General features: G+C 68.1%; 27 protein-coding genes, 1 tRNA gene and 2 pseudogenes. 7 read left to right on the top strand and 23 right to left on the bottom strand.

Annotated features, from left to right (window positions below; genetic code table 11):
• The first annotated feature begins 155 nt into the window (after positions 1–155).
• Both htpX and AB0I94_RS21120 read left to right on the top strand, forming a co-directional pair.
• Positions 156–1,019 carry a zinc metalloprotease HtpX gene (gene htpX / locus AB0I94_RS21125; RefSeq protein ID WP_363311100.1) on the top strand — a complete coding sequence of 288 codons (864 nt, stop codon included), beginning with the start codon at positions 156–158 and terminating at the stop codon, positions 1,017–1,019.
• Positions 1,016–1,132, top strand: a pseudogene (locus tag AB0I94_RS21120) (YccF domain-containing protein); the annotation flags it as partial. The gene htpX and the pseudogene AB0I94_RS21120, both read left to right, overlap by 4 nt.
• Here AB0I94_RS21120 and AB0I94_RS21115 read toward each other — a convergent pair.
• From AB0I94_RS21115 to AB0I94_RS21095, 5 genes are all read right to left on the bottom strand, one after another.
• Positions 1,110–3,074, bottom strand: coding sequence for a recombinase family protein (locus AB0I94_RS21115; protein ID WP_363311099.1), 1,965 nt, complete (start codon positions 3,072–3,074; stop codon positions 1,110–1,112). The pseudogene AB0I94_RS21120 and the gene AB0I94_RS21115 overlap by 23 nt on opposite strands.
• Before the next feature lie 208 nt (positions 3,075–3,282).
• Positions 3,283–4,644, bottom strand: coding sequence for a replication initiator (locus AB0I94_RS21110; protein WP_363311226.1), 1,362 nt, complete (start codon positions 4,642–4,644; stop codon positions 3,283–3,285).
• A gap of 295 nt (positions 4,645–4,939) precedes the next feature.
• Positions 4,940–5,137 carry a hypothetical protein gene (locus AB0I94_RS21105; RefSeq protein WP_363311098.1) on the bottom strand — a complete coding sequence of 66 codons (198 nt, stop codon included), beginning with the start codon at positions 5,135–5,137 and terminating at the stop codon, positions 4,940–4,942.
• Entirely contained in the window at positions 5,134–6,435 is a 1,302-nt protein-coding gene (locus AB0I94_RS21100; protein WP_363311225.1) for an FtsK/SpoIIIE domain-containing protein, read from the bottom strand. The genes AB0I94_RS21105 and AB0I94_RS21100 overlap by 4 nt, the downstream gene beginning before the upstream one ends.
• Complete coding sequence (locus AB0I94_RS21095; protein WP_363311097.1) at positions 6,435–6,791, bottom strand: hypothetical protein; 357 nt, start codon at positions 6,789–6,791, stop codon at positions 6,435–6,437. Before AB0I94_RS21095 ends, AB0I94_RS21100 begins: the two co-directional genes overlap by 1 nt.
• Positions 6,792–6,954: 163 nt before the next feature.
• Between AB0I94_RS21095 and AB0I94_RS21090 the strand changes: the two genes are divergently transcribed.
• A complete protein-coding gene (locus AB0I94_RS21090) occupies positions 6,955–7,791 on the top strand; it encodes a GntR family transcriptional regulator (RefSeq protein ID WP_363311096.1) in 837 nt (278 codons plus the stop codon).
• Between the two features lie 407 nt (positions 7,792–8,198).
• On the opposite strand, the gene AB0I94_RS21085 is transcribed toward AB0I94_RS21090, so the two are convergent.
• Together AB0I94_RS21085 and AB0I94_RS21080 are read right to left on the bottom strand one after the other, a co-directional pair.
• Complete coding sequence (locus AB0I94_RS21085; RefSeq protein WP_363311095.1) at positions 8,199–8,495, bottom strand: hypothetical protein; 297 nt, start codon at positions 8,493–8,495, stop codon at positions 8,199–8,201.
• A 188-nt stretch (positions 8,496–8,683) separates the two neighbouring features.
• A complete protein-coding gene (locus AB0I94_RS21080; protein WP_363311224.1) occupies positions 8,684–9,181 on the bottom strand; it encodes an ATP-binding protein in 498 nt (165 codons plus the stop codon).
• A 297-nt stretch (positions 9,182–9,478) separates the two neighbouring features.
• Here AB0I94_RS21080 and AB0I94_RS21075 point away from each other — a divergent pair, with 297 nt between their 5' ends.
• Positions 9,479–10,771 (top strand): tetratricopeptide repeat protein, encoded by a 1,293-nt coding sequence (locus tag AB0I94_RS21075; protein ID WP_363311094.1) that lies wholly within the window; start codon positions 9,479–9,481, stop codon positions 10,769–10,771.
• 89 nt (positions 10,772–10,860) lie between these two features.
• Here the strand turns inward: AB0I94_RS21075 and AB0I94_RS21070 are convergent, their stop codons facing one another.
• Complete coding sequence (locus tag AB0I94_RS21070) at positions 10,861–11,262, bottom strand: YccF domain-containing protein (protein ID WP_363311093.1); 402 nt, start codon at positions 11,260–11,262, stop codon at positions 10,861–10,863.
• A 117-nt stretch (positions 11,263–11,379) separates the two neighbouring features.
• Here AB0I94_RS21070 and AB0I94_RS21065 point away from each other — a divergent pair.
• Together AB0I94_RS21065 and AB0I94_RS21060 are read left to right on the top strand one after the other, a co-directional pair.
• A pseudogene (locus AB0I94_RS21065) lies at positions 11,380–11,670 on the top strand (YccF domain-containing protein); the annotation flags it as partial.
• Between the two features lie 142 nt (positions 11,671–11,812).
• Positions 11,813–12,079: a GlsB/YeaQ/YmgE family stress response membrane protein gene (locus AB0I94_RS21060; RefSeq protein ID WP_363311092.1), complete on the top strand. Its 267-nt coding sequence runs from the start codon at positions 11,813–11,815 to the stop codon at positions 12,077–12,079.
• A gap of 158 nt (positions 12,080–12,237) precedes the next feature.
• On the opposite strand, the gene AB0I94_RS21055 is transcribed toward AB0I94_RS21060, so the two are convergent.
• The gene (locus tag AB0I94_RS21055) at positions 12,238–12,726 is read right to left on the bottom strand and encodes a YajQ family cyclic di-GMP-binding protein (protein ID WP_363311091.1); all 489 of its coding nucleotides are present in this window, start codon (positions 12,724–12,726) and stop codon (positions 12,238–12,240) included.
• A gap of 202 nt (positions 12,727–12,928) precedes the next feature.
• Between AB0I94_RS21055 and AB0I94_RS21050 the strand changes: the two genes are divergently transcribed.
• Positions 12,929–13,010: transfer RNA gene (locus AB0I94_RS21050), tRNA-Tyr, on the top strand.
• A gap of 159 nt (positions 13,011–13,169) precedes the next feature.
• Here AB0I94_RS21050 and AB0I94_RS21045 read toward each other — a convergent pair.
• The 14 genes from AB0I94_RS21045 to AB0I94_RS20980 form a co-directional block, all read right to left on the bottom strand.
• The gene (locus AB0I94_RS21045; protein ID WP_363311090.1) at positions 13,170–14,531 is read right to left on the bottom strand and encodes a site-specific integrase; all 1,362 of its coding nucleotides are present in this window, start codon (positions 14,529–14,531) and stop codon (positions 13,170–13,172) included.
• 63 nt (positions 14,532–14,594) lie between these two features.
• Positions 14,595–14,783 (bottom strand): helix-turn-helix domain-containing protein, encoded by a 189-nt coding sequence (locus AB0I94_RS21040; protein ID WP_363311089.1) that lies wholly within the window; start codon positions 14,781–14,783, stop codon positions 14,595–14,597.
• 487 nt (positions 14,784–15,270) lie between these two features.
• Positions 15,271–16,746 carry an ATP-binding protein gene (locus tag AB0I94_RS21035; protein WP_363311088.1) on the bottom strand — a complete coding sequence of 492 codons (1,476 nt, stop codon included), beginning with the start codon at positions 16,744–16,746 and terminating at the stop codon, positions 15,271–15,273.
• Between the two features lie 3 nt (positions 16,747–16,749).
• Positions 16,750–17,631 carry a bifunctional DNA primase/polymerase gene (locus AB0I94_RS21030; protein ID WP_363311087.1) on the bottom strand — a complete coding sequence of 294 codons (882 nt, stop codon included), beginning with the start codon at positions 17,629–17,631 and terminating at the stop codon, positions 16,750–16,752.
• An 88-nt stretch (positions 17,632–17,719) separates the two neighbouring features.
• Complete coding sequence (locus AB0I94_RS21025) at positions 17,720–18,514, bottom strand: hypothetical protein (RefSeq protein WP_363311086.1); 795 nt, start codon at positions 18,512–18,514, stop codon at positions 17,720–17,722.
• Between the two features lies 1 nt (position 18,515).
• Positions 18,516–18,995 carry a hypothetical protein gene (locus AB0I94_RS21020; RefSeq protein WP_363311085.1) on the bottom strand — a complete coding sequence of 160 codons (480 nt, stop codon included), beginning with the start codon at positions 18,993–18,995 and terminating at the stop codon, positions 18,516–18,518.
• 202 nt (positions 18,996–19,197) lie between these two features.
• Positions 19,198–21,327: an FtsK/SpoIIIE domain-containing protein gene (locus AB0I94_RS21015; protein WP_363311084.1), complete on the bottom strand. Its 2,130-nt coding sequence runs from the start codon at positions 21,325–21,327 to the stop codon at positions 19,198–19,200.
• Between the two features lie 94 nt (positions 21,328–21,421).
• Entirely contained in the window at positions 21,422–21,727 is a 306-nt protein-coding gene (locus AB0I94_RS21010; RefSeq protein WP_363311083.1) for a hypothetical protein, read from the bottom strand.
• Entirely contained in the window at positions 21,724–21,894 is a 171-nt protein-coding gene (locus tag AB0I94_RS21005) for a pRL2-8 (RefSeq protein ID WP_363311082.1), read from the bottom strand. The genes AB0I94_RS21010 and AB0I94_RS21005 overlap by 4 nt, the downstream gene beginning before the upstream one ends.
• A gap of 2 nt (positions 21,895–21,896) precedes the next feature.
• Complete coding sequence (locus tag AB0I94_RS21000; protein WP_363311081.1) at positions 21,897–22,223, bottom strand: hypothetical protein; 327 nt, start codon at positions 22,221–22,223, stop codon at positions 21,897–21,899.
• A 10-nt stretch (positions 22,224–22,233) separates the two neighbouring features.
• Positions 22,234–22,632, bottom strand: coding sequence for an RRQRL motif-containing zinc-binding protein (locus tag AB0I94_RS20995; RefSeq protein WP_363311080.1), 399 nt, complete (start codon positions 22,630–22,632; stop codon positions 22,234–22,236).
• Entirely contained in the window at positions 22,632–23,516 is an 885-nt protein-coding gene (locus tag AB0I94_RS20990; protein WP_363311079.1) for a DUF2637 domain-containing protein, read from the bottom strand. The genes AB0I94_RS20995 and AB0I94_RS20990 overlap by 1 nt, the downstream gene beginning before the upstream one ends.
• Positions 23,513–23,965, bottom strand: coding sequence for a Pycsar system effector family protein (locus AB0I94_RS20985; RefSeq protein ID WP_363311078.1), 453 nt, complete (start codon positions 23,963–23,965; stop codon positions 23,513–23,515). Before AB0I94_RS20985 ends, AB0I94_RS20990 begins: the two co-directional genes overlap by 4 nt.
• Complete coding sequence (locus tag AB0I94_RS20980; protein WP_363311077.1) at positions 23,962–24,225, bottom strand: DUF6284 family protein; 264 nt, start codon at positions 24,223–24,225, stop codon at positions 23,962–23,964. The genes AB0I94_RS20985 and AB0I94_RS20980 overlap by 4 nt, the downstream gene beginning before the upstream one ends.
• Positions 24,226–24,641: the final 416 nt, after the last annotated feature.

Raw genomic sequence — 24,641 nt, 5'->3', positions numbered from 1 at the left:
ATCACCCGAGCGGCCCACGCCGCTCCTGCGCCGCTCCGGCGCGCACAAGGGAACTAGTGCTCCCCGCCTGGCGTTGACCAGTACGGGAGGGTCCACTGAAGAGTGGAAGCACCAGCAGACAGAGGGTTCCCCCACGCACCACAGGAGGGCGTACCGTGCACCGCCGGCACAACGGGCTGAAGACCGCCGTACTCCTCGGGGGACTGTCCGCTCTCATCCTCGTCATCGGCAGTTTCTTCGGACGTACGGGCTTGATCGTCGCGCTCTTCGTGGCGCTCGGCACCAACGCGTACGCCTACTGGAACAGCGACAAGCTCGCCCTGCGCGCCATGCGCGCGCGCCCGGTGAGCGAGTTCGAGGCCCCCGAGCTGTACCGCATGGTCCGCGAGCTCTCCACCCAGGCCCGCCAGCCCATGCCCCGGCTCTACATCTCGCCCACCGAGGCCCCGAACGCCTTCGCGACCGGCCGCAACCCGCGCAACGCGGCGGTGTGCTGCACCGACGGCATCCTGCGCCTCCTGGACCAGCGCGAGCTGCGGGGCGTCATCGGCCACGAACTCAGCCACGTCTACAACCGCGACATCTTGATCTCCTCGGTCGCCGGCGCGCTCGCCTCGGTGATCATGTTCCTCGTCAACTTCGCCTGGCTGATCCCGATCGGCAGGTCGAACGACAACGAAGGCCCCGGCATCTTCGGCATGCTCCTGATCATGCTCCTGGGCCCGCTGGCCGCCTCCGTCATCCAGCTCGCGATCAGCCGCTCCAGGGAGTACGAGGCGGACGCGTCCGGCGCGCAGCTCACCGGTGACCCACTGGCCCTCGCGAGCGCCCTGCGCAAGCTCGACGCGGGGACGAAGCAGCTTCCGCTGCCGCCCGAGCCACGCCTTGAGACGGCGAGTCACATGATGATTGCGAACCCTTTCCGTCCGGGGCAGGGCATGTCCAAGATGTTCTCCACGCATCCGCCGATGGCGGAGCGCATTGCCCGGCTCGAGCAGATGGCAGGTCGCCAACAGTGAAGACAATCCTGAACGTCATTTGGCTCGTCCTGTGCGGCTTCTGGATGTTCCTCGGCTATCTCCTGGCCGGGGTGCTCTTGTGCATCACGGTCATCGGAATCCCCTTCGGGATAGTTCTTCTGCGCTCCGCATTGCACTCGGGTCGATCCGCCCTTCGATAGTCATCGAGGGCAAGAGATTGGGCTCGGGTAGAGGAAGGCGATCCACGTCCCTCAGAGCCGCTTCCACTCGCGCCCACGTGCCATCGGCCACCCATGTCCCGAAGTGGCGCGATGCCATGGCCGACGCGCCGGTTTCCTCACGGACCATGACCCACGACTTGCCCGTACGCGCCTTTTGGATGATGGCGTTCACAGACCGCCTGGTGGCGCCACTACGTCCCTTCGGCAGCAGCGCTGCGACCCTGGCCCACTCGCCATCGGAGAGAGGGCGAGCAGGCACGCCGAGTTCGGCACCCTTGTACCAAGCGCGGACAGGGCAGGGCACGCCGCAGTGACGGCGCTCAGGCACCGGCCCCGTGATCGTTACCTTCAGCTCAAGCATCGACAGGACGTCTGCTTGCTCCACTGGCCCCATGCCGGGGAAGGTTTCCTGAGCGTTCTTGGCGAGAGCGCGAAGCGCACGTGCGCGCTGGTTCGACTCTTCGATCTCTGCGAGCCACAGAGAGGCCTCTTCGCGTAGTTCCTGGAGTTGTTCGAGTTCCGTGTCCAGGGTTGCTGTAGCGGCCGTGATGGCATCGGCAGACTTGGTCCGTTTCGCGGCTGCCAACGTCACAGCCGTGATCGACGCGTTCACCTCATCGATCTGTCGGTCGAGGCCCTCGATCCGGTCCATCAGGGCAACGGTGTCTGCCTCCTTGAGACCGATCCATTCGGCAGCGAGCTGTTCGAGCTTCTCGCTGTCACTGGCCATCTTCGTGACCTCTTCCCAGACGTGGGCTTCGATCGCGTCAGCGTCGATGGCTGAGCACTCGCACAGATCGTCGCCAAGGTTTCGGGGCGCCTTGCCGCTGCATCGGTAGTACCGCGCACCTTGCTGTGACGCATAGCTGATTCCCGTATACGGCTTCTGGCAGAGGCCGGTGATTCGTGCACTCAGCGGATAGAACTCTCGCCTAGCGCCGCTGTGACGGCCTCTCTCCGCAGCCTTGCGCCGTAGTTCGGTGCTCTCTTCGGGTGTCAGAATGCGAGGGAGCTTGATCCTCACCGTCTCGCCCCACACGGGGTCACCGTTTTCGTCGGTCTGTGCATGAGCACCCCGAAATACCGTCTCGCTATCCAGGACAGCGGTCGAAAGGACTCGGTCACGCAGGTTGGCGATATTCCATGCACGCCCCTTGCGTGTCTTGGTCCCTTCAGAGTTCAGGCGGATTGCCGCCTTTCGAAGGTTCAGGCCTTCGCCGACCACCAGGCTATACACATGGCGAATGACCTTCGCTTCGACCTCGTTGACCGCGAGGTGAGACTCAGGAGTTCCTTTGCCTTCGACGTAATAGCCGAACGGGGGAGGACCGCCGATGTGCGCAGACTCGATCAGTTCTGCCTTCTCCTGCAAGCCGCCCTGAGTGCGGTCTCTGATGGTTTCCCACTCAGTCTCGGCATAGTCGGCATCGCGGCGCATCTTCTTGCGCCCCTCCGCAGTGGTGTTGTCGTAGTCATCGGCCACCACCGCGACGAAGACCCCGATGTCTTCCAACGCCCAGACCCAGCGCCAGAAGGCGCGCCCCTTGCGCCCGATCGCGCGACCGTCCGTCACGACGACGATGTCGAAGGGGCGAGGTTCCTTCAGCGCGTCGGCCATCAACCTCTTCAGGTCGCCTCGCTCGCCCGCCTCCAAGGACCCGGATACTCCTTCGTCCTTGTAGGTGTCGACGTGCTCCCATTCCTTGCATGCGATGTGACGGTTGGTCTTGGTGGCCTGCCTGGCTACGCCGTACCCCCGCTTCTGTTCCTCTGTGGAAACGCGCAGGTAGGACACCGCACGCAGCGTGCGTAAGGCCGTCTTGTTGCCGGTCGGGGTACTAACTGACGGCAGGGATGTGCTTCCCTTGGACATGTCGACTCCTAGTCAGTCGGCCAGCCCCGGGGCGGTTGCAGCCGCTGCCGGGGCGTTTTTGTCAATTCTGATTGTATCGTCGCTATTTGACCCTGCGTCGGTTCTTCCGTGAGATTTGCGATGTGAGTGTGATCCGAACAGGATTCTCAGAAGTCTCGTGCGCTCTGCGGGTGACAGCCTCTTGTCGGGGGTCCAGATGACTTTGGTCTCAGCCATCACGTCCACCTCGATCTGCCAATGCCTCGCGCGCGCTCTCACAGATTGTCTTTAGATCCTCTGCGATTCCTGCCGCGATGAGCGCGGCTCCTGGAGTGTGGCCGGAGCCGACGTAACGCCAGCGGGCGTCGGCGACCACGCCCGGCATTGTTTTGTTGCCCACGTGTTCGGCCCGGTCGGCGCGCAGTGCCGCGTAAGTGGTCGAGTAGGCACGGGACTTGGTAAGGATGTGGCCCCGGTAGCCCAGGGTGTGGGCCCAGGCTCGCAGGCGTAGAGACTCGTACTCGGAGAGACCGCCGAGGCGCCAGCAGGTCAGCATGAGAGTCCGGACGTGGTTTGTCACCGGGACCATGCCTATGTCGTCCCACGCTGAGATGCGGTGATCGGTACCAGCTCCCGTCTCACTGGCTCCCTTGGTTACGTACTTCGCGACGTAGGCGGCTACAGCGTCGTCATCCGGTCCGGTGCCGTCGGAGTGCAGCGGGCGGGTGTCGACCTGGATGCCCCAGTGCAGGGCGAGTTCACCGATGGCGGGGCTGTAGGGGGTGCGGACCAGGACCCGACTCGCGGAGGCGCGCACAGCGTCGGCCAGACGATCGGCCGTGCCCCAGACCGGGGGTTCGTCGTCGGGGCCGGCCGGGCCGTCGAGGCGCACGACCGCATGGACGTGGACTGCGGCACGCTTCTGATACTCGGCAACACGGGCGAAGGACAGCCGCGCGTGATCCGGGAAGCATGACTGCACAAGGCCCGCCGCGGAGGCGAGGTGTCGGCGTACACCGATGACGAACCGGTCCCAGAGCTTGCCCGCGTGTGCGTGCCAGAGAGCGTGTGCCGGGTAGTCGTAGCAGTTGGCGCACAGGGGTTGGCCAACGAATCGGTCGTCCGCGTCATGGGCAGCGCCACAGCCGAGGGGGCGTCCGTGCTCGCACTCTCCTCCGGCGCGGCGAGGGCGGCAGCGTTCCCCGGTCCGGTGCACAGGCCCGAAGGACGGGGCGGTGAGGGTGATGAAGAGCCGGGGGCGGTCGCGAACCGTGGCCGGGACGTTCTTCCCGCCGAGGAGGCCCGCGCGCACGAGGTGGAAGGTGTCTCCGGCATGGAGGCGGGAGCACGGTGCGCAGACGGTTGCGCGTCGGTTGCGGCAGCGTACGGAGAGCCGTTCGCCGGGTTCGTCTCGGGTGTCGTAGTGGTGCAGGATCTCGCCAGTGGACGCGTCCAGGGTGGTGGTCGAGCCGGAGAGGTGGATCGGGTGGGCACAGCCGCCCGTGGCGGTGATCTGGTCTAACCAGCGGGCGAACTTGGAATCTTGAGCGATGCGTATCGCGTCGCGGTCTGCTTCGGAGAGCTGACGCAGGCGCGCCGCGCGGTCGAGGGCGGCGCGCCTGTCAGCCGGGGTGAATTCCGGGGTGATGGTGGGGACCTTCCGGGGTGGGCCGCCGCAGCGGCACGGTTGATGGGTGGTGGCGCGCTGTCGTCCATGGGTTCGCTCCTTGCTCGGTCAGGTGGTGTGGATCGTGCTCAGCGGATGGTTCCGGCGCCCCGGCAGAGGCGGCAGCGGTGGCGCATTCCGGTCCAGGTCCTACGGGCGCCTTCGCCCTTGCAGTTCGGGCACCTCACGCGGCTCATGGGCATGTCTCGGTCCTTTCTGCTCAGGGGTGGGAGAAGCCGTTGATGAGCCAGGTGACGAGGCCGTGGATGGTGAAGATCACCGGTGTCTGCCCGAGGTAGATCCCGAAGAGGCCGACGCAGACCGCTTCCCAGGCGCGTACGTCGCGGGAGCGGACGAGGAGAACGGTGATGATCCCGAAGATCACCGAGAACGTGAACGCTGTACCTTCGCTGATCACTTGCCGTCTCCTTCCAGCGCCGCGAGCGCGCGGTCTATGGCGGGCAGTTCGGGCGTCATGGCCGCGTACTTCATGGCCGTCGTGACCGCCTCTTCGGTCGGCGTGAGATGAGAGCGAGCGCGGCCCCATCCGCCGTCCGGTCCGGTGCAGACCGCGACACCCTGTTCCTGCGCAGTGATCGACTGGGCGACGGCCACGGCCTCCTTGTTGAGATCGCCGAGCGTCATCTCTGCCGTGCCGGGGTCGTTGACCCGGTGGCAGATACGGCCGCCAAGCTGGGCACGCAGTGCGGTGACTCCGGGGCCGAGATCGGAGCCGACGCGCTGGCCAGCGACCACTAGGTGCATGCCGAGCGCGGCACCGAGTTGAGCCAGGCGCAGGAGCAGGGTCGAGCACTGGTCCGCTTCCGCCTTGCCCTCACGGGTGCCGTCGGAGAGGTACAGCTCTGCCAGCTCGTCGACGATCACCACGACTGGTACGGGCCGCAGCAGGTCGGGGAGCTCCCAGATCGAGCGGACCCCAGCCGACCGGCAAGCGGCCATGCGCTGCTGCATGTCGACGACGAGCGCCGCCAGCACGGCGACCGCCTCCCGCCTGCATGTGGTGAGCGCGCTCAACCGCTTGCCGAACAGGCCCAGTTCCATGCCGCCCTTGCAGTCGATGCCGACCAGGGCAACGGGTTGCGGCGCGAGCTGAGTGATCAGCCGGGCCAGCAGCGTGGACTTGCCCGAACGGGTGGCCCCGGCAATGAGCCAGTGCGGCACCATCCGCAGGTCCATCACCCAGGCCCCGCCGCTCTCCAGTGCGCCGATGAGCGCAGACAGCAGCGCAGCAGGAGCCGAGGCCAGACCCGGCCGGGCCAGCGGATCGCTCGCCGTAGCGGTCAGCAGCACGAGACCGCGTTCGGGCGAGGTGACCCGCACCGCGTGGACCTTCCACGCGTGGGTGAGCGCGTCGGCCGCCTTCATGTACGTCGCCGGGGTCTGCCCCGCATGCAGCCGCACAGCCACGGTCAGGCCCATGCGGGTAGCACGCGGAAATGAGATACGCGGAGCCACCGGCCGCAGCGGATCACCCTTGACCACCAGGTCTCCGACGAGCCCGCGCGGGGGACGGCGGGAGATCGCAAGGTCGTTGAGCATCGCGACCTTGCGCCAGGTCGCCAGCACCCGGAACGTGGTGACCGGGTATCCAGTGACGTACCAGTGCCAGGCCGGGCGGTTACGCCGCAGCAGATCACCGACGACGAACACCCACGCCAGCACGGCCAGCGCGAAGGCGAGCAGGATCGCACCCATCACGCACCGCCCCCAACCTTGGCCGGGCCCGATGCCGGAGGACCGTGCACGGGGGTGACCGCGTCGGCCCGGAAGCTGATTCCGTGCCGGTCGCCCATCGCCCAAGCGAACGCCATCAGGCCGGTGACCTTGACGATCTGACCTTCCTCAATGCCCTTCGGCTCGCCGGTTACAGCGATCTCGATCACGGAGATACGCCGCCGGTCCTGCCGCACCGTGACGGCCACGGTGTAGATCGTGTTGCCGTCGCGGTCTCTCTTGACCTCCTTGGTCTCGGGGTTGCTGATCTTCGCTTCGGGCGGGATGGCGCACCGCAGTACGCCCAGTCGCGCCGTGTCCACAGGAATGGACTGCATTGCTTCGGCCTCCTTGGCCATCTAGACGTCGGTCTCACCCTGACGTCACTTGTCCTGACGAGTTATGACTATGGAGCGCTGTACGACGAGGGGTCAAGTACTTATGCTGACGAGTGATGTCGCGCGTGCGACGTGCCTACGACCTCAACGCGAAGGTGCTGAGATGACGGAGATCCAACGCCCCGGAGCGCTCTACCAGCAGGTCGCCGCAGCGGTTCGAGAGGCGATCCTGTCCGGCGAGTTCGAGCCCGGTGCTCCGCTCCCTTCCGAGGCCCAGCTCATCGAGCGCTATCAGGTCTCGCGCCCGACCGTCCGCAATGCCATCGCCGCCTTGAGGGCAGAGGGACTCGTTACCGTTCGGCATGGCAAGGGCAGTTTCGTGCGCTCCGAGGGTCAGCCTGTGATCACCTTCGAACGCTCGGTGAGCCGCGCCCGTGACGGGCAATTCACGACGCCCGATGCCGCGGTCACGGCACCCGCTGGCGCTGACAGGGGCATCGATGCCGTAGTCACGACGTCTGACGGGGTGGTCTGGGGCGTAGAGGTCAAGAAATTTCGCTCTCGCACCACGAAGGTCACGGGCCTGCTGCTCGGCCTGGCCGAAGAGGAAGCCCTCGTCTGCTGGGACCGGGTGCTGTTCGACCCCACCAGCGGCGCTCACGCCATGCACCGGACACTGATCCCGTTCGAGGTTGCCGACACTGTGCCGCCTCTGACTGAAGCTTCCGAGGTGTCTCCGGCCGAGACGTACTCGATCCTTGCGCAAGCCGGACACAAGTTGTGGTGGTCCGAGACGGTCCGCGCCCGCATGCCGCACCCCGACGAGCGGACCACCCTGCGCCTCCCGGATGCGACCCCGATCCTGGATATCGCCCGCGTCACGCACGGCACCGACGACCGCCCCTTGATCCTCGAAGAACTCCGCACCGGTGCGGACCGTGCCGAACTCGCCTACCGGATCACCGCCGACAAGGGGCCCGCGCGGCGCACCCGAGCCTGAGAGCCGCAGATCGGTCGAACCCTTCTTCACTTCCTCAAGGGCGCGCCTGCGGCGCGCCGGGCAGCCCGGCCGCCCCGGCCGGGCGTGCGGCGTGGCCGCCGATCCCGGCCGGTCGCCCGGCGCCCTGAACCGCAGCGCGTCAGAGGTCGAGCGACGTCGACCGGTCGGCCAAGTTCGGGGCCCGCGGGGCTGGGGGTCGACGGCCTCCGAAACTTTAGGCAGCTCCCATGGGGCGAGCCTCGAAGAACAGGGGGCCCATCGGGCACACCAGCGGGCAGGTCCAGTACCTGCCCGATTCGCCAGGCGAGCGTAAGGCCCCCTGTTCACTCGCCCCATGGCAGCTACCGCCCAAAGTCTCTGCGGCCGGCGACGTGCCCACACGCGCCGCTCACCAGGCAGGACGCGACTCATGCCGCACCTCCGTCGCCGTCCGCGACTGCCTCAAAGAGGGCGGCAAGCCGATTTGCAGCGTCCGGCCAAACCGCAACTCGGACGACCCCGTTCCCTTCCTCATTCGTCGAGGCCACAGCGCGGGCCTCCGACAGCTCAAAGCCCGCACCGAGAAGTGCCCGGTTGAGTCGGTCGGCCGCCTCCCGAGAATCGCGCCAGCCCGCCACGTAGTCGACGCCTGACACCCACAGACCGCTGTCTGCGCCCGCGGCGTCCAGACCGTCGCTCAGCCCGTCCTCACCCGTGCCAGCCACCTTGCCCACCTCTGCCCTGTCCTAGGTAACGGATCGTCAACTTCCTTGGCACAGGGCAGAAATGCAGCACGGCGGCCCCAGTACCATCAGGCACTGGGGACCGCCGTGTCCCTCAGCCGGACCACCCCGGTAGCTTCCAGGCGCAGGGGTGGTCCGGTCTCGGTCTTGAGTTTTAGAGTGCGGAGGCTCTACACCGGCCGCTCGTCTGCCACGCGGTCGAGGTCGAAGCGACACCACACCGTCTTGCCGCCCAGTTCCTCAGGCGACCACCACACCGCGTCAGCCAGCCGCTGAGCGATCAGCAGCCCGCGTCCACGGTCCGGCAATAACGCCTCAGCGAAGTCACCCGCCAGCTCCGGCGAGAGGAACTCACCCGCTGGGAGATCCGGCGGTGACGAGTCCTCATCAACGACGCCGATGAACAACCAGTTGGGCCACATCTTCACGAGTACGTCCACGCGTCGATCACCGCCGGGCCGCGCAAGGCAGCTGTCCGGCACCGCGTGATGCACGACGTTGCCGACCAGCTCCGAGACGACGAGCCGAACGTCCTCAACCACGTGGCCGAGTCCCCAGTCCTGAAGACAGGACCGCACCATGTCGCGTGCGACGCGCACCGTGTCTGTGGACTCGGCGAAGAGCGTCAACGCACGGAAATGACCGGCGCTCGCGGGCGCCGCCTCCATCTGCGGAGTGATCTCGTCGAGTCCTTCCGCCAACTGCTCGCGCCGCTGGACGCTTCTCGCATTCATCGCGCAGCCCACCGTCCCCGGTCAGATCCGCCGAGTCGGTCTCGGCAGGGTGACCGAGGATGCGCCCCCTGTACCGACTGTCGCTCCCCCCTCTCGGGGACCCCCCTCGTGGGTACACTCGCGAAACGGGCACACGAAGAAACGTCAGGTCAATCACGATGGGGAAGTGAGATGGCCGGAGTAGCTCCGACACCAGCGGCATTGCCGCCGCATGTTCTGGAACGTGCCGACGTGCGCTCAGCGATCGGCAACCACGATTTCGGTGAGGTCTTCAGACTCGCCAGGCTGCACGGGAACATCAGCTACGCCAAGATCGCAGAGGCCGTCGGTTACAAGCGCGAGCACATCGGCAAGATGGCCAGACCCGAGACCGAGGGCAGAGGAGTGCGCCCCCGGATCACGCAGCACTTCAAGATCCTCGAAGTGGTGGACGGACTGCGCATCCCAGGGCATCTGGCAGGGCTTGCCGCGCGCCCATGGGAGCTGGAACAGAGGGCTGACGCCTCCCCCTCCGAGGACCCGAGCACGCTGCTGGAGCAAGGCGGCGCAGGCCTGTGGGACGTCGCCGAGCTTCTCCGGCGAACGGAGATGTCCAGCATCAACAGCGCAGCCCTGGAGTCGATCGAGCAAGGCATCGACCAACTGGCCCGCGCCTACCCGTACGCCGATGCCGACTACCTGCACCAGCGCACCCGGAACGGCTTGCAGTACGTCACCCAGCAGCTCGAAAGCCGGATGACCCTGCGCCAGCACCGTGAACTGCTCGTTGACGCCGGATGGCTCTTCCTGCTGAATGCCTGCGTCCAATACGACCGGGGCCAGCGGGAGGCCGCCAACCTCAGCAAGGCCGCCGCCCTCCGGATCGGCGACGAGGCCGGGCACGGAGAGATCAAGGCGTGGGCATGGGAGATCGAAGCGTGGTTCGCGCTCACACAGAGCCGCTGGGAAGACATGGTCAGCGCGGTTGAAGCCGGGCATGCCGCAGATCAGACACATTCCGTCGGCGTGCAGCTTTACGCGCACAAGGCACGTGCCGCCGCGCGCATGGGCAACGCCCGCTTGGTCCGCGACTCTCTGGACGCCGGACGCGCGAGGCTCGACCGCCTACCGCGTCCGGACCACCCTGAGCACCACTTCATCATCGACCCCGATAAGTGGGACTTCTACGAGATGGACGCCTATCGCCTACTGGGCGATGACGAGCGCGCCGCCACCCACGCCCGGTCAGTGATCCGCATCAGCACAGGGCCCAGCGGGACCGAGATCTCACCGATGCGAGCGGCGGAAGCGCGCCTCACCCTGGGAGTCTCGGCAGCCCGGACGGGAGACATAGAAGAGGCCGTAGGTATGGGCACCGCAGCACTCCAGGCCGATCGGAAGTCGCTCCCGTCTCTGCTCCTGGTGGCCAACGAGCTAGACAAGGAACTCCGCTCCCGCTACCCCCGCGAGGCAGCCACGCGCGACTTCCACGAACGGATCTTGAGCATCACGCGAGGCACCGCTACGCCGGAGCTTCCGTTCTGAACCGATGACTCTCAAGCGCATGCGACAGCAGACCATGACGACTATGGGCCCCTCAGAAGGAGGGGCCCATAGACCAGGTGCGGTCGTGTTCAGGCGCGGCCGAACTGCTGATCAGTCGGAACAACCTCACGACCCAGCGGCATGAGCGAGATCGGGATCAGCTTCAGGTTCGCCCAGCCGAATGGGATGCCGACGATGGACACGAACAGAGGGATGCTGGTGATCAGGTGCCCCAGGGCCAGCCACCAGCCCGCGAAGATCACCCAGATCACGTTGCCGATGAACGAAGGCGCGCCAGCGCCCGGTCGCTCCACCGTGGTTCGGCCGAAGGGCCACAGGACGTAGCCCGCGATGCGCAGCGACGCGATGCCGAACGGGATGGTGACGATCAAAACGAAGCAGATCAGCGCGGCAATCGTGTACGCGATCGCCATCCAGATCCCGCAGAAGATCAACCACAGTAGGTTGAGTAGAAAGCTGAACAGCTTCATGATCGGTGCCTTTCCAGTTGCTTGGCCGCCACGGTCCTCCTTACCCAGTATCGGGAGGTCAGGCGTCGAAACGGAAACGCAGTGGCCGTGTGTGCGTATCCGGAGAGTGGAGGGACAGTCCCCTTTGGAGTCGCCAGCTTCCGTATAGGCCGCTATGCCCTGTGGCCCTTCGGATACACGACAGTTGAGCGTCGCGACGCGGGCGCGCCGTCCTGCATCGTGAACGTCCTGTGGCTGATCCTGGCGGGCTGGTGGCTCGCGCTCGGTCACATCGTGACGGGCTTCCTCCTGTGCGTCACGATCATCGGCATCCCGCTGGGCATCGCCAACTTCAAGCTGATCCCGGTGTCGTTGATGCCGCTCGGCCGCGACATCGTGCGTACGGACCAGCCGTTCGCGACGCGCTAGCGCACCTGCCGGGCCGTGCCGCGCCCGCGGCGCGGCCCCTGTGTGGCATACGCCGCATCAGTCTGATCACTACGACCGCAACCGCGCCCCGCTCCCGTGACGTCCTTCAGGGCAACAGCACAAAGAGGGGCAGGTACACCGCATGGGCATCATCAGCTGGATCGTTCTTGGGCTGATCGCCGGTGTCGTCGCCAAAGTCCTGCTGCCCGGCCGCGACCCGGGTGGCTTCATCGGCACGACCGTCATCGGCATCGCGGGCGCCTTCATCGGCGGCTGGATCTCCGCCCGCTATCTCGACCGCCCCATAGCCACCGACGTCTACGACGGCGCGACCTGGGCGGCGGCCATCGGCGGTTCTCTCGTCCTGCTCATCGCCTACCGCATCCTCTTCGGCCACTCACGCCGCTGAGCCATCCACGCCTCCTGAGGCGTCGATCCCCCGATCTGCGGCCAGCAGCAAGGGCGGGCACCCGAACAGGGTGCCCGCCCTACGGCTTCGTGCGAGGAGCGACGAGCGGTCAGCAGTACTTACCGATCAGCAGTACTTACCGACGTACTTGCCGACAGTCACCGGTAGTTGACGAACTGCACCGCGAAGTCGAAGTCCTGCCCCTTGAGCAGCGCCTGTACGGTCTGCAGGTCGTCACGGCTCTTCGAGCTCACCCGCAGCTCGTCGCCCTGGACCTGCGCCTTGACGCCCTTGGGGCCCTCATCACGGATGATCTTGGCGACCTTCTTCGCGTTCTCCTGGGAGATGCCCTCCTCGATCGAGGCGAAGATCTTGTACTCCTTGCCGGACAGCTGCGGCTCGCCCGCGTCCAGCGACTTCAGCGAGATGCCGCGCTTGATCAGCTTGGACTGGAAGATGTCGAGGATCGCCTTGACCCGCTCCTCGCCGTTCGCCTCCATCAGGATCTTCTCGCCGGACCAGGCGATCGAGGCGCCCGTGCCCTTGAAGTCGTAGCGCTGCGAGATCTCCTTGGCGGCCTGGTTGAGGGCGTTGTCGACCTCCTGCCGCTCGACCTTCGAGACGATGTCGAAACTGGAGTCGGCCATGTCCTGTGGCTCCTTGTATCGGGGTCTGCGTACTCAGCTGGTGCACGGCCTTCGGTCCCTGGCCGCATCCGCAAAGCCTAGCCACCGCCTCCGTGCCGGGCGCTGATCAATCGGGTGGCGAAGCACCCCTGTCCATCAGGTATCGTTTACGTCGTTGCCACGGAGCGCCGCCGCAAAGCGGACGATCCCAAACAACATCCCAGGCGGTGTGCCCGAGCGGCCAAAGGGAGCAGACTGTAAATCTGCCGGCTCAGCCTTCCCAGGTTCGAATCCTGGCGCCGCCACACGACCGAGAGGGTCCGTGACCAGCGAATACGCTGGGAACGGGCCCTCTCGTCGTTTCATCGGTCGACAGAGCCGCTTTAGGCGTAATGCCCCAGTGTGTCTCACCCTGTTTCGCGTGCTGACCAGTGTGTGTGGGGCAGCCGTGGGGCGCCCCACGGCTAATGGCCCTTCAACGCGGCCTCGATCCGAGCGTTGGCCGTGGCCGCCGCACCGTCCAGGCACTTCGCGTAGACGCGAAACAGGACGGCCACGCTGTGTCCCGCTCTCTGCGCGACCGCCTGTGGCTCGACGCCAGAACTCAGCCATGTCGACACAGCGGCGTGACGAAGGTCATAGGGGCGCTTGGCGAGCGGCGACGCGTACTGCACCGGAGACAGAGCGCGCCGACGGGCCTCGGCCCACACCTCGCCATAGCCGGTGTCTTGGACGATGCCGCCCCGCAGGGTTCGGAACACGCGACCGTCGGGTGCCACCCCATACGCCGTGACGTGCCACCGGAGTAGCGCGACCAGGTCGGGCGGGATGGGGACTACCCGGACCGCCTTGCGTGGCCTGTGCTTCAGGCCCCGCCTGTCGTGCGACTCGCCCGTGTCGGTCCAGGCGGACCCCGAGCGAGGGCGCGTCTCGCGAAGCCGCAGCGTGCCCCACCCGCGGTGTGGGAGGTCGCAGTCACCCGAGCGGAGTCCGATCACCTCAGCCGGTCGTGCCGCCGCGAAGTACATGCATCCGAAGAACGCGACCATGCGGCGCCCGCGGGGACCCTGCGCCCGCACGGCACCGAGCAGGGCCGCAGCCTGGCGCGGTCCCGGCACACAGGCAGGGTCTACCTCATCTGCCACCTGCTCGGGTGCCTTCCACTGCACCTGGGGTAGCGGGTTGGCTGGGAGGCGCTCGGCGTCGACCGCGTAGCCGAGAGCGTTGTGGAAGATGGCCCGCTTCCGGCGAATGGTGCTCGCGGCGGCCGTCGTACCGTCCAGCTTCTTGGTGAGTGCATCCAGTGCCGCCCGTACGCGCATCCGGTCGGACAACGCCGACGTGGGGAGCGACTTCCGCTCGAACCATTCGAGCACCTTCGCCACGTCGGCGGGGGGCTCCTCGTCTCGGCGGTTCATGTTGAACGCCCAGCCGTACAGCGCTGCGCGGACCGTCCTGGCATCGGCCATGCCCTTGGTGTCCTTCACCAGAGCGGGGGCGACAGTGGCCATGGCTTCGGCGAGCGTGCGGCGAGTCGAGCCGGGGGAGTGGGGCCACTTCATCGTCATGTAGTCGAGGGCGTGCTGATACCAGCTCACGTCGTTGCGGTCCCGGAGTTCCTTGGCCGGTGCGCCTGTCTCCTCGTCGAACGGCTCGCCCGCGTGCACCGCGCGGAGAAGTTCGGCGCGGCGGCCGTCGGCCAGCGTCTTGGTCTGGAACGTCTGAGAGTGCGGAGTGTCGCCCGTCTTCCAACGAAGCTCTGCTGAGGCTTGCTTACGGTCCTTGCGCTGCCGCACGGCCCAGATCCGAACGTCGTACGTGAGCATGTTTCTCCAAGATGAATGGGGCCCGCCCCGGAGGCCCGGGGCGGGCCAGAAGGCGAAGCGGCGTCAGGCTGCGCGTTGCTCGCAGGTCTGCCACCAGGCGTCGAGGTCGGCACGGCTGACGCGTAGGTGCCCGTTGGGGAGCTTCTGGAGGCGAGGGGCGTTGCCGCGTGCGCGCATGCGGTAGAAGGCGGCGCGGCTCATGTCGATCTCGTTGAGGACTTCGGGGAGTTTGAGCATCTGGGGGCGGGCCACGGTGCGACTCCTCTATGTGAGAGCGGGGTGGTGGGGCCTGCGAAGGTTGGTCGCAGGCGTTGTCGAGAGCCGGTGTGTGTCCGAGGTGCGGATTTCTGCGTCATTGCGTCATCAGCGACATTCGAGCTTCTGACCTGCGGTTTTGCTTGACGCCACAGTCAGGGGGTGCGTCATCTGTGCGGCATGGGCCGCGTCATCCGTGACGCAGCCCATGACGTAGATGACGCAGGATGACGGAGCGCCCGGTGTCTGCGTCATGGCTTGTGCCGCAGGTCAGGGGGCGTTTTTCCGTCCGCGTGACGCAGATGACGCAGCGTCTTCCCTCTTAGGACAAAAGAAGAGGGTGTCTGTTGTGGTGCGGTGCCGCTTCAAGCGTGAAGAAGGAGCCGCTTCGCGGCGCGACCTTTGGGCGGCGTCCGCCGAACAGCAAGAGGAGCACCCCGTGCCGCGGGTGCTCCTCTTGCTTGTCCGAGCGCGGGGGTGCGGGTCAGAACACCCGCTTCTGCTCGGGCGGGGGAGGGGCGGGCAGGCGGGTCATTTCGAGGTAGCGGCCCGTGCTGGTGCGTCCCGAGTCGATGAGGACACCACGGGCGGCGAGGGTGGGCTGGAGGCGCTTGAGGCGGTCGGAGAGGACCTTGCCGGTGGTCGGCCACCCCTTGGGCAGGGGCCGTACTTCGTCGCTGCTGTAGAGGCCGCTGAGGAGGTGCAGCCACTCGGTGGACGTCATGCGCTGCTCTGCGCCCGGAGCGAGGGTGTCGGCGTGCCTGAGGACGGTCTGTGCGAGCAGATCGCCCTCGATGACGTCGTCGTTGAGGTCGTCCAGGCTGGCCCGGTACGCGGGGAGCGCCCCAAGGCCGGTCGCGGCGTCGAACTGCGCGCACAGGTGCGCGAAGTCGGCCATCCGCAGATCGGTAGGGGTCTCCGCGTCGGCCGCGCGGACCTTGACCGCGAGGTCCAGGAGCGAGCCGAGAACGACCGGCAGGACCTCCGCGTATTCCGCCCACAGTTCCGCCTCGGTACGCCTCACGCGGGGGCGTTCCAGGCGTAGTGGCAGGAGCCGTTCGGCGAGGTCGGGCCGGATGACGCCCACGTCGATTCCGGTCAGCAGCAGCGGGCGGCGGTAGCGGGCACGCACCACGTCCCCATCGGTGAACAGGGCGCGCTTGACGCTCTCGGCTCCGGTGACGATGCAGCACATGGCGTCGGACAGGTCCGGCGTCATGTGGGAGAGGTTGTCCAGGGCAGTGACCCACCCAGCCGCGACCGCCGCGATCAGGTTCTCCTCATCCTTCGGCGCGCGCCGAAGGTCGCCGCTCATGCCCTCGATGATCCGCACGAACATCCGCCCGGCGGTGGACTTGCCCGCCCCTTGAGGGCCGGTGAGGAACGGGGCAGGGACAGGCACCGACGGTCCCAGGCAGCCGATGAGCCAGGCGATGGCCAGGCACTCGGTCTCCGCGGTGGCGAAGTTGCACAGCCGCAGCAGGAGATCGATGCCCTTGCCGTCGGTGTCCTTGACGGGCAGGGGCAGTTCCCCGGTGAGCTGGGTACGCCGCCAGCAGACTTCCTGCGGGTCGGGGGTGAGGATGTCCCAGCCGGTGGGATGGATGCGGATGGACTGTCCGTCATTGCGGCCCAGGTCCAGCCACGTCGCCCCGTCGAATCCGGGCGCGACGCGGATGTGCACGGGCTGCACGTCCTCGTCCAGCGCGAGCGCTTCGATCAAGTCCAACGCCTCCTTCAGCGCGGTCCCGTTGAACACGCCGCGTCCGTCCTTGAACAGGCCGACCATGAGTTCCTGGCGGTGGCTGCCGGTGGTGCCCTGGGAGCGGATCGGGCGAGCCACGGGGTGGCCGTTCTTCTGCGCGTACACGGTGCCGTCAGCGGTGCGGAAGTACCGGAAGTGGGCTTGTGCGTAGTCCGTGATGACCTCGCGGGCGGGATTCTTCTCGTCCTCGGCCATGGCTCACATCCCCAGTGCGGTGCGGGCGTTGGTCCACGCGTCGGTGCAGTGCCGGACGGATTCGCCCTTGGCCTGCGCGGCGGTGAACAGCCGCGCGGCGTGGGCGTCGGTGAGGCAGCCGCACCGGCCATGGACGGACAGCACCGCGAGGAACGTGCGGTAGACGGTGGCGTGCACCGCGCTGCGGGCCTGGGTGATGCGCTGCTCGGCCATGGCGAGGCCACGCTCCAGATAGGTCGGCGTGCGGTGAGGGCACTGCCCGTTCCCACCCCGTGCGGGCACCGTGACGGCCACCGGTCGGACTGTGGCAGGTTCCTTCACGGTCAGCGCGCGCACGACGTCCGGGAGTGCCGTGATGGTGCCGGTGCCCGGACCGAGCCACCGGGCGTACTGCATGGACGACTTGATGTCGACGCCGGGCCGCACGGCGTTGGCGGACTGCATGGCGCCCTGGTAGAGCCAGTGCTCGCCACGGGTCGTCGGCACCGTGCGCGTGGCGGGCAGGCTCGCACGCGCCCACGCGATGGCTTCCGCGCTGTCGAGGTCGACGACGGTGAGGCCAGCGCCGCCGGGGTGATAGGCCACCGCTGCCGCTTCCCGCCACGCCCGCACCCAGGCAGGCGAGTTGATGGCCCGGGGGTCGGTGGTGGCGGCGGCCCAGCCGTGGCAGGGCGCCGGGCAGGTGCAGGGGCCGGGCGTCTTCATGTTCGGCCGCCCGCCGCACGCGTTGCGCGCGCAGGTGCGGCAGTTGCCAAAGGGCACCTTGCCGACCCGTAGCGGCAGCACGGGGAGGCCGGATACCGCGAGGCTCAGGGCGGTGCGCAGGTGCTCGTTCACGCCGTCCGCGCGGGCGGGGGCTCGCCGGACGTCGATGGGTTGCGTCATGCTGGAGGTCTCCAGTTCCGTCGGTGGATGCTGGTTGGCAAGGGCGGCCCCGTTCTTTGGCGAGATGCGGGGGCCGCCCTTGGCGTAGCTAGGCTGCGTCGAGAAGGGGCTGTTGCCAGGACGGCAGGGCCGCAAGGACGCGGGTGCGCCACCCCAGCGCGTAGTCGATGCAGTTGGCGCAGTTCTTGTGGGTGTGGCCGTCCATGGCCGGGCGGCGGCGCGCGTGGGAGCTCCAGGCGAGGGAATCCGCGGAGGCCATCAGGTGGCCCACTCGCGCAAGGCCCAGCGTCTTGAAGCCGAAGCCGTGCAGCCGCAGGCCGTGAGCGGCCAGGGCGGTGACTATGGCGGCGCCCTCGCGGGTGGACTGGCGTCGGCAGACGGAGCCGAGTCCGACCGTCGGTTCCCGCGTGAGGTCGATACCGGCGCGCTCGTAGAGCGCCACGCAGCGCTCGTAGTCGGCCATCTCCCAGCCCTGAAGCACCGGGATGATCGGCAGTTCGGGGGCCATGGAGCGCAATCCCAGGTAGTTGGCGACAGTTCGGCGCTGGTGCTCAGCCACGCTCAGGTGAGTACCGGCGAACACGAGGGGGCCTGCCTGTCCGCCGCGGATGATGAGCGGCTCACACATCCAGTCCTGAGGTGCAGCCCAGTCGAAGGGGCCAACGCCCTCCCAGATGCGGTAGAGGTCGTTGATGTACTGGCGCGGGGTGCGGGTCCAGCGGCCGTGCTGCTGGAGCTCCGAGAAGCCGCCGGAGTCGACCGCGTACCGGCCAAGAGCCTGCGGCAGCTTCACCGCCTCCACAAAGTGCGCGGACTTCAAGAACAGCGGCACCCCGGTGAGGCGGACCCAGTGGCGTTTGTGAGTGGTCAGGTAGAACCGCACGCTAGATCTCCCGGTTGTTGGTCTTGGCCCACACGCCGTTGGTGCGGCTGTGGACGTTGCGCCGGTCCTGGTAGACGGGGCCCTGGTAGTGGTGGTGGATGTCCGGGGCGGGCTTGGCGCGCTTGGCGAGCCGGGCGAGGGCGAGCACGAGCGCGGTCGGTGCGCCGAACACGAGGCCGCAGACGATCGGGTCGGCGAACTGGGACACGTACATGAGTACGGCGGCTGTGCCGCCGACCATGGCGGTGGTGGTGCCTCCGGCGAGCATGAGCACGCTGGCGTCGGTGGCGCCCTGGCTCATCGGGGGCCGTCCGGGCTGGGCGACGGCCGGTGCGTCGCCGTGGGCGGGCACGGGGGTGGTGTCGCGGTAGGCGGTGGGCCGGTAGGCGTCGGCGATGATCCGTCGCGCTTCGGTCTCGGCCTGAACCTCACTCAGACCGGGGCCCACGGGGACCGTTTCAGGGGTGGTGTCGGAGTGCATGCGGAATCCCTTCCGGGGTGGGGGCAGGGAGGCGGAGGCACCCCCTGCCCTGCGGCGTGTGGAGGGGGTTTCAGGGGCCTGACCTGCGGGCCTCCCTGCCTCCCTGAACGATCATTTGTGCAGGTCAGGGCCAGGGAGGCGAGTCAGGGAGGCGGTTAGGGAGTTCTCCCTGCCTCCCTGCCCCGACGGGGTCCGCCTCCCTCTACTTCGCGGCGGAAGCGGAAGCGGAACCGTCTCCGTCGCGGTTGGCGAGGGCGCGGGTGAGGCGGTCGGCGGCGATGGCCATGCGGCCGTCGGACTTGTAGGGCTCGGCGCCGGTGCCGTCCAGCACGCGCGTGAGGTCGCTGAACGACCAGGCGCCGTAGGCGTCTTCGTCGAGCGCGGCGAGGCGCTTGAGGACGTCTTGGGTGAGCAGCCGCGGGGCGGTGCCGAGCACGTCGGCGATGTCGGTGAGCGGGTCGCGCTTCTCGCCGCGTTCGACGACGTGCAGGGTGGTGACTCCGTCACGGAGCATCTTGGCGCGGGCGCCGATGGCGTCGGCGGCCTGGTCGTCGATGTAGTGCGTGCGCACCGTGATGGACGACTGGCCCTGGGGGATGTCGATGCCGTCGGAGGCGACGACCAACGTCCCTTTGTCCAGGCCCTGGCGCAGCTCGTGCGGGGCAGCTCCGTCGTCCACGGCCTTGTCTCCCAGCGCCATGCGGGATTGCGACTCGGTGCCCAGCACGAGCGAGGCGCGCGTGTGGGCGCCCTCGCGGACCAGCTTGGGCAGGTTCTGGTCGGTGGGGTCCTGGGTGCCCTGCCACATCAGGACGTCAACGGCACGGCCCTGGTTGTGAATCTTGCGGACGGCCATGAAGTAGCGGGAGGTGGCCTTGGAGCCGCCGTAGGGGCGCTTGTCCTCGCCGATGGCGGGGCACATGAACGCTACCTGCGCCTCGTCCACGATCACGATGAGCGGCGGAAAGACCACGTCGGGATCGGTGCGGCGGGCCTCGACACGGCGGTTCATCTCGTCCACCGCGTCCTCGACCATCTCGGTGGCCTGGATGACGTGGTCGTCGGTCGGCCCCTCGATCATGACCCCGGCGATGCCGTCCAGCCACTTCCAGTCGCCGATGCCCTTGAGGTCGGCAAGCCAGAACTGCACCGACTTGTCCAGCGCCAGCCACAGGGCGAGGGCCCGCAGGGCGGCGGTCTTGCCCTGGTTCGATCGACCCGTGACCAGCACATGGCGCTGATACAAGCTCAGCAGGCCCGCATCCCCGCGCAGATCCTGCCCCCACGGCGCCTTGCCGGTCTTGTAGTTCGAGGTCGCCGTGTCGTCGGTGACCAGAGGAGACGGGCCGATCGGCTCATCCAGCGCCCCGGAGTCGGCGATCCACAGACGGACCGTGCGGGCCGCTTCCGGGATGGTGATGAAGACCTCGTGCTTGTGCCGGGTCAGGTTCTCCGCCAGCTTGCGGCGCTTTTGCTGAACCTCGTTCGTGGAGACCCCGGAGGGAAGCGTGACGTCGACTTCCACCCCGCATCCGGCGATCGTGATCGGGCCGAGCATGGAGGCGCCGGCATCGCCCATCTCCTTGATGGCGTTGCGCAGCGCGGGCACGCCCAGATCCCGCAGGGCCTTGACCACGATCGACGGAGTGATGGGCTCCCCGTCGCCGTTGCGGACCCGCTCGGGCAGCGCCCAGTTCGGGGCGGCCTGCTGATGCCGTCCCACGCCCCACAGCGCGAGCAGCGCCACGAACGGGCCGAGCGTGACCAGCGGCCCCCACACAACGGTGACGATCGTGATCAGCAGCTTGATAAGCCCGATCACGGCCATGAGCGGCGTGACGACGTCGGTCACGTCCTCGTTGGCGATCGCCAGCGCCACCCCGAGCGCGACCAGACCGCCGATGCCCATGCCGGTGCCGACCGCGACGCCCTTGGCCGCATCCACCGGCGAGCGCAGCAGGTCCATACGCCGCTGGTGGCGGGCAGCGCGGAACTGACGCCCGCGCTCCTCCCACTCGGCCGCCACCTCGTAGTTCCCGGCAGCTTCGGCCGCCCGGAGCATGCGCTCGTAGCGGGAGGCCGTGCGGCCATCCCAGGCACGGCGGGACACGATCCGCGTGCCGCCTGCCACGTACATGGTGTGGCGGACCGCCAACCGGCCCGCGCCCTTGGTCCGTTCGTGAGTGGACACCTGCCGTATGGCCCGCCCGGAGCGCACCCACAGCGGCACGACCGGCGCGGCGGTGGGCTCGGGAACCAGGGTGAGGTTGGGGGTGGCGTCGGCTGTGGGCGGTTCGGGGGTCTTGTGCAGGTGAACGACGTTCTCGGACATGCTGAGGGTTCTCCTGACTGCCCCGATCGGGGCGGGAGTTGAGGGAGTGCCGGGGTGGCCGGGTCCGTGGCAGGGGCGGCCACCCCGGCACAGGTCAGCGGGCCCGACGGGCCCGGTTCTCGATGTCGCTGAGCTGCGACGGCTCGGTGCGCGGACCCTCAACCCAGCAGAACGGGCGGGTCCCGGCAGCGGCCGTGAAGACGCGAATCGCGGCGCCGGACGGGGCGTCGGGCAGGGCGTAGACGCGTCCACCATCGAGGGAGGCCAGCAACCGGGCGCCGTGGTGCTCACACCCGTCGGCCCCTGCGTTGACCGCGTCCAGGACCGTCACCACGACCGGGCCGACGCAGAGCGTGGGGTCTTCCGGATGCGCGGCGGGGCAACGCTGGTCCCTGCTCACCGCCAACTCGACTTCTTCTTAGGCACGAGAGAGGGGCAGCCGCCGACCAGGTGGGCGATGCACTGCGGGCAGTCCTCACGCGGCCCCAAGCGGCGGTGGATGCTCTTGTCGTGGGCGTGCTGCCAGCACTGCGGGCACTCACCGGGAGGCGCCGGTTTGGCGGCCATGCTCACCACCACCCCGACGACTTCTTCGAGGTCTTGGCGGCCTTGGCGGTGGCGGCCTCGTTCACGATGCGCTGCCGCTCGACCTGCAAGGCGGCGATCTCCGCCTGAAGGCGGGTCGTGGCCGCGTTCCAGGCGGTGTCGGCCTTCTCCTCGCTGCGGGCTCCGCTGCGGTGGCGCGCAACCTCGTACGAGCCACTCGTGGCGGCGGCGAGGATGGCACGCCGCTCGCGGCCCGTCAGCGGCCACATCTGGCGCCCCTGCGCGGCTTCGAGCTTGCGAGTCGTCTGCCGGATCTCACGGTCGATGCGGCGGGTATCGGGCTTGCCCATGTCCAAACTCCTAGGACTGGTAGATGGAGAGCGCGGCGGAGTGTTCTTCCAGGTAGATGCAGGCTTCGCAGGCGCCATGGGAGGTGCGGATGACGTATCCGGCGTCGATGCCGCAGCGCGGGCAGATGCGGCGGGGCCGCATCATCGCCTCATGCGCACGCCACCGGGCGGGGGTCATCGGGCGTACAGGCTTGGCCTGGTCGAGGCGGTAGAGGTAGGCGACGCCGACGCCGCGCGGGTAGCGCCACAGCATTTGGGCCGCGACGTCCTGCCCGCCGGGCCGCAGCCCTCGCGCACGGAGCTGGGAGCGGGTCGCCAGCCCTTCGGGCGCGCACTTGATCGGGTAGGTGGGGATGCCGTACTTCTCGCCGTCGGGGTCGAAGTACCGGGCCAGCGAGCGGGCGCCCATCAGGCCACCGCCTCAGCGCGCTCCGCCCGCAGGGCCTCGCGCAACGTCCGGGCGTTCTTCGGTGACGTGTGCACCGCCAGCCGGATACCTTCGGCCGTCAGCTTCGTGTCCGGCCAATCGGCCGTCGCGGTGCGCGCCTCATCGAGCAGCTCGTCGGGGGTGCGCTTGGGGCGGGGCGATCGGGCGACGTCGGGAACGCGGCCGGTTGCCCGACGCGGTCGGGTCGACTCAGCGGCCACCGCACGCGGCTCGACCGATGCCACCGGCGTCGGCTCGATCGTCCGGACGGGCTTGAGCGGCATGGCCGACTTGAGGAACCCGACAGGTACCGGGGTCGGCATCGCGACCCGGTTCACCGCCACCGGCTCCCGAGTGGATTCGGCGAGGTCAGCGGTAGACCGATTACTCACGATCTCAGTCGATTCCTCCGCATTCATACTCGGAGGGACGATCGGAGCCGGGCGGTGGTGGAGAACCTTGGCGACCAGATCCGATCCGAAGTAGATCGACCCGACCGGCAGCGACGTCGCCAGCAGCACGAGCGCCCAGTTGGCGGGGTCCCAGTCGGCGAGCCGACCCCAGTCGACCGTGCGGCCGTGCAACTCGGGAACGAGGCCGTGCACGTAGTTGAGGACCAGCGAGGCGAGCGTGTAGGTGCCAAGCACGCGCAGCGCGAACGTCCGATCCTGCCCGGCGAGGACGAGCGTGGCGACCAGGGCGAGCGCCATCAGGCCGTCGACCACGAACGGGTAGAGCGTCGCGGCCGTGGCGTCCGCGCCGACCGCGTTCGCGATGTCCCGCAGCGCGTTCCACGAGACGCGAAACGCCATGCCGACCACTGCGACCAGCGCGGTGATCAGGAGGATCTTTCCGGTGCGGTTCATGCCAGCCCACCCCCGACCGCGATCAGGGCCGCCAGGATGAGCAGGGCCCCGCCCGCGCGGGTCAGGTCGACCGCCCGCTTCAGCGTGGTGAACTTGGCCACCGCGATACGGGACAGTCCGGCGATGTCCCGTGCACGCCGGTCCTCGGCCAAATGGGTGGTGATCTCCTCGGCGCTCAGCGTCGCCCACAGCGGGAATCCGTGACGGCCACCCAGGTTCGGGCGGACTGATGCCAGCAGCAGGCCCGCCGCGGCGAGCAGCAGCGCCGTACCGAGTCCGCCCACCGCGTAGGCGGGGGCGGTCAGGGGCGCGTCCTTGGCGACGGTCCAGGTTCCGGCGAGCAGCGCGCCGACGAAGGCGAGCAGCAGACTGGTCTTGGTGTCGGTCCGGGCGATCTCGGCCTTTACTTCAGCGTGCGCGGCCGTCAGCTTCGACTCGATGGCACTCACGCGCCCACCCCCGGCAGCACCGTGGCGGTGTTGGCGAGCGTGACGCGGGCGGCGAGGGCCTTGCGGCGGGCGCGGCGCAGGCGCCGTGCGTCCAGCTCGTTCGGCGTGCGGTCCAACGTGATGATCTGCGCGTCCAACAGGTCGACGTCCGCCAGAATGACGGGCATCTCCAGTTCGATGGCGTCCAGCTCAGCGGCCGTGGGCTCCATCCACGGCTCGAAGGCGGTAACAGCGTCCTGAACAGTGACGATGTGATCCATGGGTCGTGTTCTCCCTAGCAGGTAGCAACGGCCCAAACAGCACCCCCGGAGTGACAGCTCCGGGGGTGCGCGCCGTTAGGAGGAAGCCGCTCAGAGAGCGGCGATGCGGTCAGCGAGTGCGACCGCAGTGCCCCGGGCGAGATTCGATCTCGCGCCCTCGCGGCTGGATCCCGGGGCGGAAGTGCATGTCTCCTTTGGGAGCGTGAGCTCCCGTTGTAGGCGTATGGAGACGTGACCTTTCGGTCTAAGCCCTCCGGTTAATGACAAGGCGCCGGGTCGCCTCCCCCCGTCCAATGCGGGGCTCCTGGTTGTGCACCACCGACGGACGCGAGGTCCGTCATCTGGTGCGCACCAGAAGCATGCAACTGGTGCGCACCAGAGTCAAGGGGCTTCGCCGGTTCGAGTGGCGATTGCCC

The organism is Streptomyces sp. NPDC050147, assembly GCF_040660195.1.
GTDB lineage: Bacteria > Actinomycetota > Actinomycetes > Streptomycetales > Streptomycetaceae > Streptomyces.
This window is presented reverse-complemented; position numbering and strand designations above follow the sequence as displayed.